This window comes from Cellulomonas sp. EB106-03-03-XG116, from assembly GCF_058792015.1.
The window spans coordinates 1-17826 of sequence record NZ_JBYTEP010000018.1 but is presented as its reverse complement, the minus strand read 5'-3'; the positions used below and the strand labels follow the sequence as shown (position 1 = coordinate 17826).

The 17826-nt window shown below is 71.5% G+C and carries 11 protein-coding genes; 1 reads left to right on the top strand and 10 read right to left on the bottom strand.

Features of this window, described 5'->3' with window-relative positions:
• Positions 1-48 precede the first annotated feature (48 nt).
• The 7 genes from fusA to rplJ all read right to left on the bottom strand — a co-directional run bounded on the left by fusA (position 49) and on the right by rplJ (position 12506).
• Complete coding sequence (gene fusA, locus AC3WUG_RS08995; protein WP_492327361.1) at positions 49-2166, bottom strand: elongation factor G; 2118 nt, start codon at positions 2164-2166, stop codon at positions 49-51.
• A gap of 42 nt (positions 2167-2208) precedes the next feature.
• On the bottom strand, positions 2209-2679 hold the full coding sequence (gene rpsG, locus AC3WUG_RS08990; RefSeq protein ID WP_122147699.1) for a 30S ribosomal protein S7: 471 nt from the start codon (positions 2677-2679) through the stop codon (positions 2209-2211).
• 4 nt (positions 2680-2683) lie between these two features.
• A complete protein-coding gene (gene rpsL / locus AC3WUG_RS08985) occupies positions 2684-3052 on the bottom strand; it encodes a 30S ribosomal protein S12 (RefSeq protein WP_147794366.1) in 369 nt (122 codons plus the stop codon).
• A gap of 444 nt (positions 3053-3496) precedes the next feature.
• Positions 3497-7366 (bottom strand): DNA-directed RNA polymerase subunit beta', encoded by a 3870-nt coding sequence (locus AC3WUG_RS08980; protein ID WP_147794367.1) that lies wholly within the window; start codon positions 7364-7366, stop codon positions 3497-3499.
• 121 nt (positions 7367-7487) lie between these two features.
• Positions 7488-10994 carry a DNA-directed RNA polymerase subunit beta gene (gene rpoB / locus AC3WUG_RS08975; RefSeq protein ID WP_492327360.1) on the bottom strand — a complete coding sequence of 1169 codons (3507 nt, stop codon included), beginning with the start codon at positions 10992-10994 and terminating at the stop codon, positions 7488-7490.
• Between the two features lie 507 nt (positions 10995-11501).
• Positions 11502-11894: a 50S ribosomal protein L7/L12 gene (gene rplL, locus AC3WUG_RS08970; protein ID WP_147794369.1), complete on the bottom strand. Its 393-nt coding sequence runs from the start codon at positions 11892-11894 to the stop codon at positions 11502-11504.
• A gap of 81 nt (positions 11895-11975) precedes the next feature.
• On the bottom strand, positions 11976-12506 hold the full coding sequence (gene rplJ, locus AC3WUG_RS08965) for a 50S ribosomal protein L10 (RefSeq protein ID WP_154728239.1): 531 nt from the start codon (positions 12504-12506) through the stop codon (positions 11976-11978).
• On the opposite strand from rplJ, the gene AC3WUG_RS08960 reads away from it, so the two are divergent.
• Entirely contained in the window at positions 12505-12651 is a 147-nt protein-coding gene (locus tag AC3WUG_RS08960; protein ID WP_492327359.1) for a hypothetical protein, read from the top strand. The two genes, rplJ and AC3WUG_RS08960, sit on opposite strands and share 2 nt — an antisense overlap.
• Before the next feature lie 148 nt (positions 12652-12799).
• Here AC3WUG_RS08960 and AC3WUG_RS08955 read toward each other — a convergent pair whose 3' ends face one another.
• From AC3WUG_RS08955 to AC3WUG_RS08945, 3 genes are all read right to left on the bottom strand, one after another.
• Entirely contained in the window at positions 12800-15694 is a 2895-nt protein-coding gene (locus tag AC3WUG_RS08955) for an FAD-binding and (Fe-S)-binding domain-containing protein (RefSeq protein WP_492327385.1), read from the bottom strand.
• 211 nt (positions 15695-15905) lie between these two features.
• Positions 15906-16346, bottom strand: coding sequence for an OsmC family protein (locus AC3WUG_RS08950; RefSeq protein WP_217614952.1), 441 nt, complete (start codon positions 16344-16346; stop codon positions 15906-15908).
• Positions 16347-16461: 115 nt separating this feature from the next.
• Positions 16462-17826 (bottom strand): M15 family metallopeptidase (locus tag AC3WUG_RS08945; RefSeq protein ID WP_492327358.1); only part of this gene is annotated, 1365 nt, incomplete at its 5' end.

Here is a 17826-nt window from a genome sequence, read left to right as displayed (position 1 = left end):
CGGTCCTACGGGTCGGTTGGGTGGTCGTTCTTTGATCGACCTGTGGGACTACTCGCCCCGGGTCTTCTTGATGATCTCGTCGGCAACATTCCGAGGAACCTCGGCGTAGCTGTCGAACTGCATCGAGTACACCGCACGACCCTGGGTCTTGGACCGCAGGTCGCCGACGTACCCGAACATCTCGGAGAGCGGCACCTGGGCGCGGATCACCTTCACGCCCGTCGCGTCCTCCATGGACTGGATCATGCCGCGACGCGAGTTGATGTCGCCGATGACGTCGCCCATGTAGTCCTCGGGCGTCCGCACCTCGACGGCCATGACCGGCTCGAGGAGGACCGGGTCCGCCTTGCGGACGGCCTCCTTGAGGATCATCGAGCCAGCGATCTTGAACGCCATCTCGGACGAGTCGACGTCATGCGCCGCACCGTCGAGCAGCGTGGCCTTGATGCCGACCAGCGGGAAGCCGGCCAGCACGCCGAGCTGCATGGCGCTCTGGATGCCCTGGTCGACCGACGGGATGTACTCGCGCGGGACGCGGCCACCGGTGACCGCGTTCTCGAACGCGTACAGCTCGCCGTCCTCGGACTCCAGCGGCTCGAAGGTCATCTGGACCTTCGCGAACTGGCCCGAGCCACCCGTCTGCTTCTTGTGGGTGTAGTCGATCTTCTCCACCTTGCGGCGGATCGTCTCGCGGTACGCCACCTGCGGCTTGCCGACGTTGGCCTCGACCTTGAACTCGCGACGCATGCGGTCGACGAGGATATCGAGGTGGAGCTCGCCCATGCCGCCGATGACGGTCTGGCCGGTCTCCTCGTCCAGGCGGACGCGGAAGGTCGGGTCCTCCTCGGCGAGCTTCTGGATCGCCGTGGAGAGCTTCTCCTGGTCGGCCTTCGTCTTGGGCTCGATGGCCACGTCGATGACCGGCTCGGGGAAGGTCATCGACTCGAGGATGACCTGCGAGCTCATGTCCGACAGGGTGTCACCGGTGGTGACGTCCTTCAGGCCGATGAACGCGTAGATGTGGCCGGCCGTGGCCTCGTCGACCGGGTTCTCCTTGTTGGCGTGCATCTGGAAGATCTTCCCGATGCGCTCCTTCTTGCCCTTGGTCGAGTTCATGACCTGGGCGCCCTGCACGACCTTCCCCGAGTAGACCCGGATGAAGGTGAGCTTGCCGAAGAACGGGTGCGCCGCGATCTTGAACGCCAGGGCCGAGAACGGCTCGGTGGCGTCCGGGTGCCGCTCGATGACGACCTCCGGGTCCTTGACGTCGTGGCCCTGGATGGCCGGGACGTCGAGGGGCGACGGGAGGTAGTCGACGACGGCGTCGAGCATGGGCTGGACGCCCTTGTTCTTGAACGCCGAGCCGCACAGGACCGGGAACGCCTCGCCGGAGATGGTGAGCTTGCGGATGCCGGCCTTGATCTCGGCGACCGTGAGCTCCTCACCGCCCAGGAACTTCTCGAGCAGCTCGTCGTCGGTCTCGGCGACGGCCTCGAGCAGCTCGGCGCGGAACTGCTCCGCCCGCTCCTGGAGGTCGGCCGGGATCTCCTCGATCTCGTACTTCGCGCCCATCTCGGTCTCGCCGCGCCACACGAGCGCGCGCATCTCGACCAGGTCCACGACGCCGATGAAGTCGTTCTCGGAGCCGATCGGCAGCTGGATGACCAGCGGCTTGGCCTTGAGGCGGTTCACGATGGTGTCGACCGTGAAGTAGAAGTCCGCGCCCAGCTTGTCCATCTTGTTGACGAAGCAGATGCGGGGGACCTCGTACTTGTCGGCCTGGCGCCACACGGTCTCCGACTGGGGCTCCACGCCCTCCTTGCCGTCGAACACCGCGACCGCGCCGTCGAGCACGCGCAGCGAGCGCTCCACCTCGACGGTGAAGTCCACGTGACCGGGCGTGTCGATGACGTTGATCTGCGTCTCGTTCGACTTGCCCTTGTTCCAGAAGGCGGTCACAGCAGCGGACGTGATCGTGATGCCACGCTCCTGCTCCTGCTCCATCCAGTCCGTGGTCGACGCGCCGTCGTGGGTCTCGCCGATCTTGTAGTTGACGCCCGTGTAGTACAGGATCCGCTCGGTCGTCGTGGTCTTGCCGGCATCGATGTGCGCCATGATGCCGATGTTCCGGACCTTGTTCAGGTCCGTGAGCACGTCCAGTGCCACAGGTTCAGCCCCTCGGTAGTGGGGTCCGCGCTACTGCTGGGATTACCAGCGGTAGTGGGCGAACGCCTTGTTGGACTCGGCCATCTTGTGCATGTCCTCGCGGCGCTTGACCGCGGCGCCCAGGCCGTTGCTGGCGTCGAGGATCTCGTTCATGAGGCGCTCGGTCATGGTCTTCTCGCGGCGAGCCCGCGAGTAGTCCGTGAGCCAGCGCAGCGCGAGGGTGGTCTGGCGGACGGGGCGGACCTCGACCGGGACCTGGTAGGTGGCGCCACCGACGCGGCGGGAGCGGACCTCGAGCGACGGGCGGACGTTGTCCAGCGCGCGCTTCAGCACGACGACCGGGTCGCCCTGGGTCTTCTCGCGGACGCCCTCGAGCGCGCCGTAGACGATGGCCTCGGCGACGGACTTCTTGCCGTCGAGGAGGACCTTGTTGATGAGCTGCGTGACGACCGGCGAGCCGTAGACGGGGTCGACGATCAGCGGCCGGCGGGGGGCGGGACCCTTACGAGGCATCGGTTCAGCCCTTCTTCGCGCCGTAGCGGCTGCGCGCCTGCTTACGGTTCTTCACGCCCTGGGTGTCCAGAGCACCACGGATGATCTTGTAGCGCACACCGGGGAGGTCCTTCACACGACCGCCGCGCACGAGCACGATCGAGTGCTCCTGCAGGTTGTGGCCCTCACCGGGGATGTACGCGGTGACCTCGATGCCCGAGGAGAGCTTGACGCGCGCGACCTTCCGCAGAGCCGAGTTCGGCTTCTTGGGGGTGGTCGTGTAGACGCGGGTGCACACACCGCGCCGCTGCGGGCTGCCCTTGAGGGCAGGCGTCTTCGACTTGTTCGTCTTCGCCTGCCGGCCCTTGCGGACCAGCTGCTGGATCGTAGGCACTACGTCTCCGTCTTGTTGATGAGTCTGGTCTGACCGGCACCCGTCACCCTGGACGGCCGGCAATGGTCCGGATCGTCGCCCGTCGCGCGACTACCCCGAGAGGTCTTGCGTCCCGCTCCGACCCCCGCACCCGGGCGTGTCGACCCCGTCCTGCTCCGCACACCGGTTCCCGGAGCTCCGGGGACGCAGGTGCGGTGGGGCCGATCCACCCGGCGCCGCACGTGGTGACCACGTGAGCGCGCGCGAGAGCCCGACGGCGCGGGCACGGTGTCCCACGTTACTCGGCCGTCACCCCAGGGTCAAAGCACCTGGTGACGGTCGGAGCGTGGGACGTCCATCACAACAGCGGGGGCCCCGCGGGTGTTCCCGCTCCCCCGCACGGCCGAGGGGGCCCGGTCACGCACGCGGCGCGACCGGACCCCCTCGGACCGGTGAGGGTCGACGTCAGCGGTAGTCGCCGAAGTCGATGTCCTCGAGCGGGATCGCCTCGCCCGAGCCGAGGCCCAGGGCGGGGAAGTCGATCTCGTCGTAGCCGAAGGACGGGTACAGCTCGGCCTTCGCCTCCTCGGTGGGCTCCACCGACACCTCGTGGTAGCGGGGCAGGCCCGTACCGGCGGGGATCAGCTTGCCGAGGATCACGTTCTCCTTCAGGCCCAGCAGCGGGTCGGAGCGGCCCGACATCGCGGCCTCGGTGAGGACGCGGGTCGTCTCCTGGAAGGACGCCGCCGACAGCCACGAGTCCGTCGCGAGCGACGCCTTCGTGATGCCCATCAGCTCCGGACGACCCGAGGCCGGCTGACCGCCCTCGGCGACCGCCCGGCGGTTCGCGTCCTCGAACCGGCCGCGCTCGGCCAGCTCGCCCGGCAGCAGGTCCGTGTCACCCGAGTCGAGCACGGTCACGCGACGCAGCATCTGCCGCACGATGACCTCGATGTGCTTGTCGTGGATGTCCACGCCCTGGGAGTTGTAGACCTCCTGGACCTCGTCCACCAGGTGCTTCTGCGTGGCGCGCGGGCCGAGGATGCGCAGGACCTTCTTCGGGTCCACCGCACCCTGGACCAGCTGCGTGCCGACCTCGACGTGGTCGCCGTCGGACACGAGCAGGCGCGAGCGCTTGGTGATCGGGTAGGCGATCTCCTCCGAGCCGTCGTCCGGCGTCAGCACGATGCGCCGCGTCCGGTCCGCCTCGTCGATGGCGATGCGGCCGGAGAACTCCGCGATGGGGCTCTCACCCTTGGGGGTGCGGGCCTCGAAGAGCTCCTGGACACGCGGCAGACCCTGCGTGATGTCCTCGGCCGACGCGACACCACCGGTGTGGAAGGTCCGCATCGTCAGCTGCGTGCCGGGCTCACCGATGGACTGCGCCGCGATGATGCCGACGGCCTCGCCGATGTCCACCAGCTTGCCGGTGGCCAGGGAGCGGCCGTAGCACTTCGCGCAGGTGCCGACGCGCGACTCGCAGGTCAGCACGGAGCGGACCTTGAGCGACTCGACGCCGGCCGCCAGCAGGCGGTCGAGCAGGACGTCGCCGACGTCGTCGCCCGAGTTCCCGATGACCTCGCCGTCGATCTCGACGGCGGTCGCCAGGGTCCGCGCGTAGACGGAGGTCTCGACCTTGTCGTGCCGGCGGAGCGAGCCGTCCGCGGTGGCCACGCCGATCGGCATGGTCAGGCCGCGCTCGGTCCCGCAGTCCTCCTCGCGGACGATGACGTCCTGGGAGACGTCCACCAGACGACGGGTCAGGTAGCCCGAGTCGGCGGTCCGCAGCGCGGTGTCCGCCAGACCCTTGCGGGCGCCGTGCGTCGCGATGAAGTACTCCAGGACCGACAGGCCCTCGCGGTAGTTGGACTTGATCGGGCGGGGGATGATCTCGCCCTTCGGGTTCGCCACGAGGCCGCGCATGCCGGCGATCTGACGGACCTGCATCCAGTTACCACGCGCACCCGAGCCGACCATGCGGAACACGGTGTTGCGGGCGTTGAAGTTCTCCTGCATCGCCTTGGCGACCTTGTCGGTGGCCTGCGTCCAGATCTCGATGAGCTCCTGGCGACGCTCGTCGTCGGTGATGAGGCCCTTGTCGTACTGGCCCTGCACCTTCGCCGCGCGCGCCTCGTGCTCGGTGAGGATCTCCTGCTTGGCGGTCGGCGCCGCCACGTCGGAGATCGCGATGGTCACGCCCGAGCGGGTGGCCCAGCGGAAGCCGGCCTCCTTCAGGGCGTCGAGCGAGGCGGCGACCTCGACCTTCGGGTACCGCTCCGCGAGGTCGTTGACGATCACGGAGAGGCGCTTCTTGTCGACGACGCCGTTCTCGTACGGGTAGTCCACCGGCAGCAGCTCGTTGAACAGCGCGCGGCCGAGCGAGGTCTCGAACAGGAACGGCTCGTCGGCGGAGAAGCCCTCGGGCTCCTGGCCGGGGCCGAACACGAGGCCCTCCATGCGGATCTTGACGACCGCGTTGAGGTCCAGCGAGCCCTGGTCGAACGCCATGATCGCCTCGGACACCGAGCTGAACGCCCGGCCCGCGCCCACCGGGTCCACCTTGTCGGAGGTCAGGTGGAACAGGCCGATGATCATGTCCTGCGAGGGCATGGTCACCGGACGGCCGTCCGACGGCTTCAGGATGTTGTTGCTCGAGAGCATGAGGATGCGGGCCTCGGCCTGCGCCTCCGCGCTCAGGGGCAGGTGGACGGCCATCTGGTCGCCGTCGAAGTCGGCGTTGAACGCGCCGCAGACGAGCGGGTGCAGGTGGATCGCCTTGCCCTCGACGAGCTGGGGCTCGAACGCCTGGATGCCGAGGCGGTGCAGCGTGGGCGCACGGTTCAGCAGCACCGGGTGCTCGGTGATGACCTCCTCGAGCACGTCCCACACGACCGGGCGCGCGCGCTCGACCATGCGCTTGGCCGACTTGATGTTCTGCGCGTGGTTCAGGTCGACCAGGCGCTTCATCACGAACGGCTTGAACAGCTCGAGCGCCATCTGCTTGGGCAGACCGCACTGGTGCAGCTTGAGCTGCGGGCCGACGACGATGACCGAACGGCCGGAGTAGTCGACGCGCTTGCCGAGCAGGTTCTGGCGGAACCGGCCCTGCTTGCCCTTGAGCATGTCGGAGATCGACTTCAGCGGGCGGTTGCCGGGGCCCGTGACGGGGCGGCCGCGGCGGCCGTTGTCGAACAGCGAGTCCACGGCCTCCTGGAGCATCCGCTTCTCGTTGTTGACGATGATCTCCGGCGCGCCCAGGTCCAGGAGCCGCTTGAGGCGGTTGTTCCGGTTGATGACGCGGCGGTACAGGTCGTTCAGGTCGGACGTGGCGAACCGGCCGCCGTCGAGCTGCACCATCGGGCGCAGGTCCGGCGGGATGACCGGGACGGCGTCCAGCACCATGCCGGTCGGCGAGTTCGTCGTGGTGAGGAACGCGTTGACGACCTTGAGGCGCTTGAGCGCACGGGTCTTCCGCTGGCCCTTGCCGGTGCGGATGATCTCGCGCAGGTTCTCGGCCTCGGCGTCCAGGTCGAACGCCTCGAGGCGCTTCTGGATCGCCGCGGCGCCCATCGAGCCCTCGAAGTAGTTGCCGTAGCGGTCCTGCAGCTGGCGGTAGAGCAGCTCGTCGCCCTCGAGGTCCGCGACCTTGAGGTTCTTGAACTTGTCCCAGATGGTGTCCAGGCGCTCGATCTCGGCGTCCGCGCGCTTGCGGATCTGCGCCATCTCGCGCTCGGCCGAGTCGCGGACCTTGCGGCGCGCGTCGGCCTTGGCACCCTCGGCCTCGAGCTCGGCCAGGTCGGCCTCGAGCTTCGACGCGCGGGTGTTGATGTCGTTGTCGCGGCGGTCCGCGATCTCCTTGCGCTCCAGGTCGATCTCGTTCTGGAGGTTCGGGAGGTCCTCCTGGCGGCCGTCGGTGTCGACCCACGTGATCATGTACGCCGCGAAGTAGATGACCTTCTCGAGGTCCTTCGGGGCGAGGTCGAGCAGGTAGCCGAGGCGCGAGGGCACGCCCTTGAAGAACCAGATGTGCGTGACGGGCGCGGCCAGCTCGATGTGGCCCATGCGCTCACGACGCACCTTGGAACGGGTCACCTCGACGCCGCAGCGCTCGCAGATGATGCCCTTGAAGCGCACGCGCTTGTACTTGCCGCAGTAGCACTCCCAGTCCCGGGTGGGGCCGAAGATCTTCTCGCAGAAGAGCCCGTCCTTCTCCGGCTTCAGGGTGCGGTAGTTGATGGTCTCGGGCTTCTTGACCTCGCCGTGCGACCAGGTCCGGATGTCGTCGGCCGTGGCCAGGCCGATGCGCAGCTCGTCGAAGACGTTGACGTCGAGCAAGGGGTCCTACTTCCTTCGCATGCCGGTGCGCGCGGGGCGCCTCGTTCCGGCGGAATGGAGATGCTGCAAGGGGTGCGGGCGGCCCGCCGGCCCCGGTGAGGGGGCCGGCGGACGCTCGGCGTCAGATCTCGTCGACGGTGCTCGCGGCGTTCGGGCGGCGCGAGAGGTCGATGCCCAGCTCCTCGGCGGCGCGGTACACCTCGTCGTCGTTCTCCCGCATGTCGATCGACACGCCGTCGGAGGACAGCACCTCCACGTTCAGGCAGAGGGACTGCATCTCCTTGAGGAGCACCTTGAAGGACTCCGGGATGCCCGAGTCGGGGATGTTCTCGCCCTTGACGATGGCCTCGTACACCTTCACGCGGCCCGGGATGTCGTCCGACTTGATGGTCAGGAGCTCCTGCAGCGTGTAGGCCGCGCCGTACGCCTCGAGGGCCCACACCTCCATCTCGCCGAACCGCTGGCCACCGAACTGCGCCTTACCACCCAGCGGCTGCTGCGTGATCATCGAGTACGGGCCGGTCGACCGGGCGTGGATCTTGTCGTCCACGAGGTGGTGCAGCTTGAGGATGTACATGTAGCCCACGGCCACCGGGTCCGGGAACGGCTCGCCGGAGCGGCCGTCGAACAGCCGCGCCTTGCCGTCCACGCCGACCATGCGCTCGCCGTCGCGGTTGGGCAGGGTCGCGCCGAGCAGACCGGTCAGGGTCTCCTCCGGCACGCCGTCGAACACCGGCGTCGCGACCGGGACGCCCGGCTGCGACGACTTGGCGATGTCGGGCACCTCGTCGACCCAGGACAGGTCGCCCTCGGCCAGCTCGACGTTCCAGCCCTGCTTGGCGATCCACCCGAGGTGGACCTCCAGCACCTGGCCGACGTTCATGCGCCCGGGGACACCCATCGGGTTCAGGACGATGTCCACCGCGGTGCCGTCCGGGAGGAACGGCATGTCCTCGACGGGGAGGATCTTCGAGATGACGCCCTTGTTGCCGTGGCGGCCGGCGAGCTTGTCGCCGTCCGTGATCTTGCGGCGCTGGGCGATGTACACCCGGACGAGCTCGTTCACGCCGGCGGGCAGCTCGTCGCCGTCCTCGCGGTTGAACGTGCGCACCTCGATGACCGTGCCGGACTCGCCGTGCGGCACCTTGAGGGACGTGTCGCGGACCTCGCGGGCCTTCTCGCCGAAGATCGCGCGCAGCAGGCGCTCCTCCGGGGTCAGCTCGGTCTCGCCCTTCGGGGTGACCTTGCCGACCAGCACGTCGCCCGCGGAGACCTCGGCACCGATGCGGATGATGCCGCGCTCGTCCAGGTCCGCCAGCACGTCCTCGGAGACGTTCGGGATGTCCCGCGTGATCTCCTCGGGGCCGAGCTTGGTGTCGCGGGCGTCGACCTCGTGCTCCTCGATGTGGATCGAGGACAGGACGTCGTCCTGCACGAGGCGCTGCGACAGGATGATCGCGTCCTCGTAGTTGTGGCCCTCCCACGACATGAACGCGACCAGCAGGTTGCGACCGAGGGACAGCTCGCCCTCGTCCGTGGCCGGGCCGTCGGCCAGCACGGAGCCGACCTCGACGCGGGCGCCCTGGTCGACCAGCACGCGCTGGTTGTAGGACGTGCCCTGGTTCGAGCGGCGGAACTTCGCCACGCGGTAGGTGCTCGTCGTCGCGTCGTCGTTGGCGACCGTGATGAGGTCCGCCGACACCTCGGTGACCACACCCGGCTTCGAGGCCACGATGACGTCGCCGGCGTCGACCGCCGCGCGCCACTCCATGCCGGTGCCGACGAGCGGCGCCTCGGAGCGGACCAGCGGCACGGCCTGGCGCTGCATGTTCGCGCCCATGAGCGCGCGGTTCGCGTCGTCGTGCTCGAGGAACGGGATGAGGGCCGTCGCGACCGACACCATCTGGCGCGGCGAGACGTCCATGTAGTCGACCGTCTCGGCCGGGACGTCCTCGGTGTCGCCGCCCTTGACGCGGACCAGGACGGTCTCGTCGGCGAACTTGCCGTTCGCGTCCACGGCCGCGTTGGCCTGGGCGATGACGTAGCGGTCCTCGTCGTCGGCGGTGAGGTAGTGCACCTCGTCCGTCACGCGACCGAACTCGACCTTGCGGTACGGGGTCTCGACGAAGCCGAACGGGTTGATCCGCCCGAAGGTCGCGAGCGAGCCGATGAGGCCGATGTTCGGGCCCTCGGGGGTCTCGATCGGGCACATGCGGCCGTAGTGCGACGGGTGGACGTCACGGACCTCCATGCCGGCGCGGTCGCGGGACAGACCACCCGGGCCCAGCGCGGACAGGCGACGCTTGTGCGTCAGGCCGGCGAGCGGGTTGTTCTGGTCCATGAACTGCGACAGCTGGGACGTCCCGAAGAACTCCTTGATGGAGGCCACGACGGGGCGGATGTTGATCAGGGTCTGCGGCGTGATCGCCTCGACGTCCTGGGTCGTCATGCGCTCGCGCACGACGCGCTCCATCCGGGACAGGCCGGTGCGGACCTGGTTCTGGATGAGCTCGCCCACGGCGCGGATGCGGCGGTTGCCGAAGTGGTCGATGTCGTCGGTCTCGACGCGGACCTCGACGGCCTCGCCGTTGCGCCGGCCCGGGAGGGTCGCCACGTCGGCGTGCAGCGCGGCCATGTACTTGATCGCGGCGACGATGTCGTCCTTGGACAGCACCGAGTCGGCGAGCGGCACGTCGATGCCGAGCTTCTTGTTCAGCTTGTAGCGGCCGACCTTCGCGAGGTCGTAGCGCTTCGGGTTGAAGTAGAAGTTCTCGATCAGCGCGCGGCCGGCCTCGACGGTCGGCGGCTCGCCCGGGCGGATCTTGCGGTACAGGTCGAGCAGCGCCTCGTCCTGGGTCTGGACGTGGTCCTTCTCCAGGGTGTCGATGACGGCCGGGAACTGCGCGAACTCCTCGCGGATCTCCGACTCGGTCATGCCGAGGGCCTTGAGCAGCACGGTGGCGTTCTGCTTGCGCTTGCGGTCGACGCGGACGCCGACGTTGTCGCGCTTGTCGATCTCGAACTCCAGCCACGCACCGCGGCTCGGGATCATCTTGACCGAGAAGATGTCCTTGTCGGACGTCTTGTCGGCGGCGCGCTCGAAGTACACGCCCGGGGAGCGGACGAGCTGGGAGACGACGACGCGCTCGGTGCCGTTGATGATGAAGGTGCCGCGCTCGCTCATGAGCGGGAAGTCGCCCATGAAGACCGTCTGGCTCTTGATCTCACCGGTGGTGTAGTTCACGAACTCCGCGGTCACGAACAGCGGCGCCGCGTAGGTGAAGTCCTTCTCCTTGCACTCGTCGGCCGTGTACTTCGGCGGCTCGAAACGGTGCTCGCGGAACGACAGCGACATGGTGCCGCCGAAGTCCTCGATGGGGGAGATCTCCTCGAAGATCTCCTCCAGTCCAGCGGTCTCCGGGACGTCCTGCCGGCCGTTCTCGAGAGCGGCGGCGACGCGGGCCTGCCACTTCTCGTTGCCGAGCAGCCAGTCGAAGCTCTCCGTCTGGAGCCCGAGGAGGTCCGGGACCTCGAGGGGCTCGTCGATCCGGGCGAACGAGACGCGGCGGGAGATGGTGCGGTTCGCGATGGCTTCGGACGTTGCGGAGGAGGTGCGCGAGGCAGCCAAGAGGGGTCCTTCCCAGCAGATCGAGTTCCCTGCGACGGGCCCGGCGGTTCGCGACCCCCCGGCCACAGGCCCTGCGGGCATCGCGTACTACGATGCCGTCGGGCGCGGGTTATACGGGGTCGCGGGCACAGGCCAGCGCAAAGCGCTAGCGTAGTACAGACGTGGCGCCATGTCCACCCGCCGTGGTATGGGGCGTGCGCCACACCTGGTCGCGGGCCCGGGGCCGTCCGCGTCGGGCACGCCGTCGTGCCTCCGGGCGTGTGCAACGCCCGCTCCCCCGCGCGCATTCCGCGGCGCGCCGAGGGGGTACGCGACGCGTCGAGCGAGCACCCGCGGACTGCTCGCTCGCCGTGTCCCTGACTCGCTCGCGCTGCCGGGGGTCGGCCGGGCGGCCGGGCGCGCCGCCCACCCCCGGGCACGACGCAGGCCCGCACCCCCGAGGGGGTGCGGGCCTGCGTGCGAGGCGACCCGGGTGTCAGCGCGCGAGCGCGCCGCACCCGGAGCGGGTCACTTGAGGGTGACGGTGGCGCCGGCGCCCTCGAGGGCGGCCTTGGCCTTGTCCGCGGTCTCCTTGTTGACGTTCTCCAGGACCGGCTTCGGAGCGCCGTCCACGAGGTCCTTGGCCTCCTTCAGACCGAGCGAGGTGAGGCCGCGCACCTCCTTGATGACCTGGATCTTCTTGTCGCCGGCGGCCTCGAGGATGACGTCGAACTCGTCCTTCTCCTCCTCGGCGGCGGCCTCGGCACCGGCACCGCCGGCGGCGGGCGCGACGGCCACGGCGGCCGGGGCCGCAGCGGTGACCTCGAAGACGTCCTCGAACGCCTTCACGAACTCGGAGAGCTCGATGAGGGTGAGGCCCTTGAACTGCTCGATGAGCTCGTCGGTGGTGAGCTTCGCCATGATGGCGGTTCCTTCCGTTCGGTCCTCGCCGGTCAGGTCGACCGTGCGGGGCAGTGTGGGGAGCGCGTGAGCCGGGGTGGCTCAGGCAGCGGTGTCGGCGGTCTCCTGCTGGACGCGGAGCGCCTCGACGGTGCGCACGGCCTTCGAGGCGGGCGCGGTGAAGAGGTACGCCGTCTGGAACAGCTTGGCCTTCATCGCACCGGCCGCCTTGGCCAGCAGGACCTCGCGGGACTCGAGGTCCGCGAGCTTGGTGACGTCCGCAGCGGTCAGGGCGCGCCCGTCGAGGACACCGCCCTTGATGACCAGTGCGGGGTTCGCCTTGGCGAAGTCACGCAGACCCTTGGCGGCCTCGACCGGGTCACCGGTGACGAAGGCGATGGCGGACGGGCCCTTGAGCTCGTCGGCGATCCCCTCGATGCCGGCTTCCTTGGCCGCGATCGCGGTCAGCGTGTTCTTCACCACGGCGTAGTTCGCGTTGCCGCTCAGCGACCGTCGCAGCTGCTTGAGCTGCGCGACGGTGAGCCCGCGGTACTCGGTCAGCACGGCAGCGTTCGAGTCGCGGAACTGGTCCGTGAGCTCGGCGACTGCGGCTGCCTTGTCCGGCCTCGCCATGGCAATCCTTCCGATGGTGGTGCCGCCGGGCGTCGTCCTCGGCCCCGGCACGAGAAGAGCCCCGGCGCAGGCGCCGGGGCTCGCAGTCGAGGCGCTCGCGCACCTCACCATCGAACTTCGATCACCTGCGCGGGCCTCCGCGTGAGCGGGACTTCGGGCGGCTCTCGCGCGCACCCCACGGAGGCGGGGAGAGCACGGGGGCCGACGACCTGCGGTCTTGGGCAGCGACCAGAGTACGGCACGCGGCGCCGGGGCCCAAATCCGCTGGCCCGGCCGAGGCGGGAGCCCGGCTGCTACCTCGGCGCGCCCTGCGCCGACGCGCCCTGCGCGGCCTCCGGCAGGTGCGCCGCCAGGAGCTCAGCCAGGTGCACGCCCTGGACATCGGCGAGCTGGTCGGCCTGGGTACGGCACGAGTACCCGTCCGCCAGGAGCACGTCCCCGGGCGCCGCCGCCCGCAGCGCCGGCAGCAGCGCGCGCTCGGCGACCTGGACCGACACGTCGTAGTGCCCGGCCTCCATGCCGAAGTTGCCCGCGAGCCCGCAGCAGCCGGCGAGCTCCGAGAACGACGCGCCGGCGTCGGTCAGGAGCGCGTGGTCGGCGGTGAAGGTCATCACGCTGTGGTGGTGGCAGTGCGGCTGCACCACGGCGGTGACGTCCGACAGGTCCGGCAGCTGCCACCGCTCCCCCGGCCCGATCGGCGTGGGCGCGGTGAGCAGCTCGGCGAGGGTCCGGGTCGACCGGGCGACCGCGACCGCGCGCGGGTCGTCGGGGAGCAGGTCCAGCAGGTCGGACCGCAGGACGGCCGTGCAGGACGGCTCCAGGCCGACGATCGGGACGCCGTTCACCGCGTACGGCCCGAGCACCTCGAGCAGGTGGGTGAGCCGCTTGCGCGCGCCGTCGAGCTGCCCGGTCGAGATCCAGGTGAGCCCGCAGCACGCGTCGTGCTCGGGGACCAGCACCTCGTAGCCGGCGGCCCGCAGCACCTTCACGGCCGCGACGGGCACCGACGGCGCCAGGCTGTCGCTGAACGAGTCGGTCCACAGCAGCACGGGCGGGCGGCCGGAGGTGCCGGTGACGGACAGCGCGCCGGCGCCCTGGGCCGTGGGCGCCGACCCGCGTCGCGCCGCGACCTCGCCGCGGCGCACCCGGTCCCGGAACGGCGAGGCGGCGAACGACACCATCTTCCGGCGGGTGTCCATGCCGCCGAGCTTCAGCACGACCTTCGCCAGCGGCCGGACGGACAGCGCGGCGTTGGCCAGGCGCGCCAGCCCCGGGATCCCGGTCACGAGCCGGGTCCACCGCGGCAGCCAGCCGAGCGCGTAGTGGTTCACCGGGCGCAGCCGCCCGCGGTAGGTGCGGTGCAGCACCTCCGCCTTGTACTGCGCCATGTCGACGCCCGCCGGGCAGTCCGAGGAGCACGCCTTGCACGACAGGCACAGGTCGAGGACGTCGTGCACCTCGGGCGAGGACCAGCCGCGGGACACCAGGGTGCCGTTCGCCATCTCCTGCAGGACGCGGGCGCGGCCGCGGGTGGAGTCCTTCTCGTCCCGGGTCGCCAGGTACGACGGGCACATGAACCCGCCCGCCGCCGACGAGTCCGCGCGGCACTTGCCGACGCCGACGCACCGGTGCACGGCCGTGGTGAAGTCGCCGTGGTCGTGGCCGAACGCGAAGCCGCCGTGGCCCGCGGGGATCGGCCGGGCGTGCGGGCGGCGCAGGTCGGCGTCGAGCGGGCGCGGCCGGACGAGGACGCCGGGGTTGAGCAGGTCGTCCGGGTCGAGCAGCGCCTTGAACGCCTCGAACGCGCCGATGGCCTTCTCGGAGTACATGACCGGCAGCAGCTCGGACCGCGCGCGCCCGTCGCCGTGCTCGCCGGACAGCGACCCGCCGTGCGAGGCGACCAGGTGCGCGGCGTCGGTCATGAACGCCCGCATCGGGTCGCCGGACCGCTCCATCGGGACGTCGAGCCGCAGGTGGACGCAGCCGTCGCCGAAGTGCCCGTACGCCAGGCCGTCGACGCCGTGCCGCGCCATGAGCGCCTCGAGGTCGCGCAGGTAGGCGCCCAACCGCTCGGGCGGCACCGCGGAGTCCTCGAAGCCCGGCCACGCCTGCTCGCCCGACGGCGTCCGGCCGCCGAGGCCGGCGCCGTCCTCGCGGATGCGCCACATCGCGGCCGCCTCCGGCCCGGGCGGGAACACGCCGACCGCGCGGGTGCCGGCGTCGGCCGCCAGCGCGTGCGCGCGCTCCAGCGCCTCGTCCAGGGTGTCGCCGCCGACCTCGCACATCATCCAGCCCGCGCCCTCGGGCAGCGGCGGGACGGCCGCGGCGCCCTTGACCCGGCGCACGACGTCGACCAGGCGGGCGTCCATGCCCTCGATGGCCAGGGGCCGGTGCGCCAGCAGCGCCGGGACGGCGTCGGCGGCCGTGGCCATGTCCGGGTAGCCGAGCACGACGAGCACCGGGGCCGCGGACACCGGCACCAGGCGCACCGTCGCGCCGAGCAGGGTGACCACGGTGCCCTCCGTGCCGACGAGCGCCTTGGCCAGGTCGGCCCCGTTCTCCGGCAGCAGGTGCTCGAGCGAGTAGCCGGACACCTGGCGGCCGAACCGGCCGAGCTCCGTGCGGAGGGTCGCCATCTCGGCGCGGACGAGCGCGTCCAGACCGTCGACCGGGTCCAGGCCCTTCCCGGCGGTGAACCGCCGGCCCCGCCCGTCGACGACGTCGAGCTCCAGGACGTTGTCGGCGGTCCGCCCGTAGGCCACCGCGCGCGGCCCGCAGGCGTTGTTGCCGATCATGCCGCCGAGGGTGGCGCGGGCCTGGGTCGACGGGTCGGGGCCGAACCGCAGGCCGTGCGGCGCCGCCGCCCGCTGCAGCATCGCCATGACGACGCCGGGCTCGACCCGTGCGGTGCGGGCCTCCGGGTCGACGTCGAGCACCCGGTTCACGTGCCGGGACCAGTCGAGCACGACGCCGGTGCCGACGGCGTTGCCGGCGACCGAGGTGCCGCCGCCGCGGGACGTCACCGGGGCGCCGAGGCCGCGGGCGACGTCGAGCGCGGCGAGCGCGTCGTCCACGTCGCGCGGGAACACGACGACGGACGGCACCACGCGGTAGTTCGACGCGTCCGTGGAGTACTCGGCGCGACGGCGGGCGGAGTCGTCCACCGCTCCCCCGACGACGGCGCGCAGCGCGCGGACGAGCTCGGCGGCGTCGGGGCCCTGCGGCGTGCGGGGGTCGGCGCCCGGGGGGAGGGACGTGGCGGTCGGCACGCGGTCAGTGTTCCACCGGCCGGGCGGTGGGTGGCGCGCCGTCCAGGGCACGGACGGGGCACCCGGGGCCCGCGCACGACGACGCCCCCGCCGGCCCGGACGGGCGACGGGGGCGTCGGGGCGGGGCGCGTCAGGACTCGAGCGCGGCGTCCAGCGTGATCTCGGTGCCGGTGAGCGCCTTGCTGACCGGGCAGGTGGCCTTCGCGTCCTGCGCGGCCTTCAGGAAGCCGGCCTCGTCCAGGCCCGAGACCTCGCCGCGGACCGTCAGGGCGATGCCGCTGATCCGGAAGCCGCCGGCGGGGTCGGGGCTGAGCGTCACGTCGGCGGAGACCTCGAGGGACTCGGGCGTGCCGCCCGCCTCGCCGATCAGCGCGGACAGCTGCATCGCGTAGCAGGACGAGTGCGCCGCCGCGATGAGCTCCTCGGGGCTGGTGGTGCCGCCGGCCTCGTCGGCCGCGCGCTTCGGGAACGACACGTCGTAGGTGCCGACCTTCGAGCTGGTGAGCTCCACCTGGCCGCCGCCCTCGTTGAGGGTGCCGTTCCAGGCGGTGCGTGCGGTGCGAGTGGGCATGTCGAGGCTCCTCACGAGTGGGTGGCCGGGCGGCCGGGCAGCCGCCGCGCTGCACACGGTAGGTCGCCCGGACCGCCGCCGCACCCCGCGCCCCGCGGGGGTGCGGCGTGGGGCGTCAGCCCACGTACTCCCAGTGCCACGGCTCCGGCTTCGAGCCGGTCGACCGGGCCCAGTCCGGCAGGGTCCAGCCGTACTCCTCGGCGTGCGCCAGCATCCAGTCGTGCTGGTCGGTGCCGAAGGAGTAGGCGTTCCCGCCGAGGTCGACCGCGACGCCGCCGCCGTGGTTCGACGTGCCGGGCGTCGCGCAGAGGTTGCCCTTCTGCGCCCGGCACGCGACCTGCTGGCCGTAGGACCGGTAGGAGTCGGTGATCGCCAGGGGCGTGCCGAACGCCTGGGTGAACGCGACGTTCAGCTGCTCCAGCGCCTCGGCCGCGTCGCAGCGCAGCTCCTGGCCCGGGGCGAAGTCGAGCTCGCACAGCGCGGACGACGGGATCTTGCCGTTGGCGTAGCCCTCGAGCGAGGTCCGCTGGGCCTCCTTGCGGGCGGCCTCCGCCGCGGCAGCGGCGGCCGCGGCCGCCTCCTGCGCCTGCTGGGTGACCGTCTGCAGCTCCGCGGTCAGCGTGGCGACCCGGTCGCTCGCGGCCGCGAGGCGGGCCGCGGTGGGGTCGTCGTCGTCGGCCAGGGCGGCCGTGGCGTCGGCCGTCTCGGCAGCGTCGGTCGGCAGGGCCGACGGGGAGGCCTCGGCCGCGTCGTCCGCGCCGGTGTCCTCGTCCGACGTGGTCACGGCCCCGCCGGCCGCCGCGGCGTCGGCGAGCGCCGAGGAGCCGGCCTGCTCGACCGCCTCGGCGAGCACGTCGCCGGACAGCACGGGCGCCGGCGTGCCGCCGGTGGCCGGCTGCAGCGCGCTCAGCGCCGGCTGCTCCGCCTGGGTCGCCGCGATCAGGGTGTCGAGCTCGGCGACCGCGGTGTCGAGGGCCGCGGTGGCGTCGGCCGGGACCGCAGCGGCGATCGCGTCGGCCTTGGCGTTGCCGGCCGCCTGGGCGGTGCTGGTCGCGGACACCACGGCGGCGCCGCGCTCCTGCACGACCGCCGGGGACAGCGTCGCGGCGGTGTCGGCCGGGCTCGGCGACGGGGTGGGCTCGGCGTCGGTGGCCGTGCCGGCGGCGCCGAGGGCGGCACCCCCGACGGCGGCCGGGGCGATCGCGAAGCCGCCGACGCCGAGGGCCAGGCCGACGGCCACGGCGCCCTGCGCCATGCGGGCCGCGGACCGACGCGGGGGCCGGTGGCGGCGGCGCTCGGCGCGGTTCGGCGCCTCCGCCGAGGCGAGGGTCGCGACCGGCACGCCACGGGCGGGGGTGCGCACGGAGGCGCGACCCTCGGCGCGGTGCGAGCCGCGGGCCGTGGTCGGCTCGGCGGCGCGGCGGCCACCCGGGGCGGCGGCGCGGCGGCCGGCCGCGGCGGACGACCGGCGGGTCGGGAG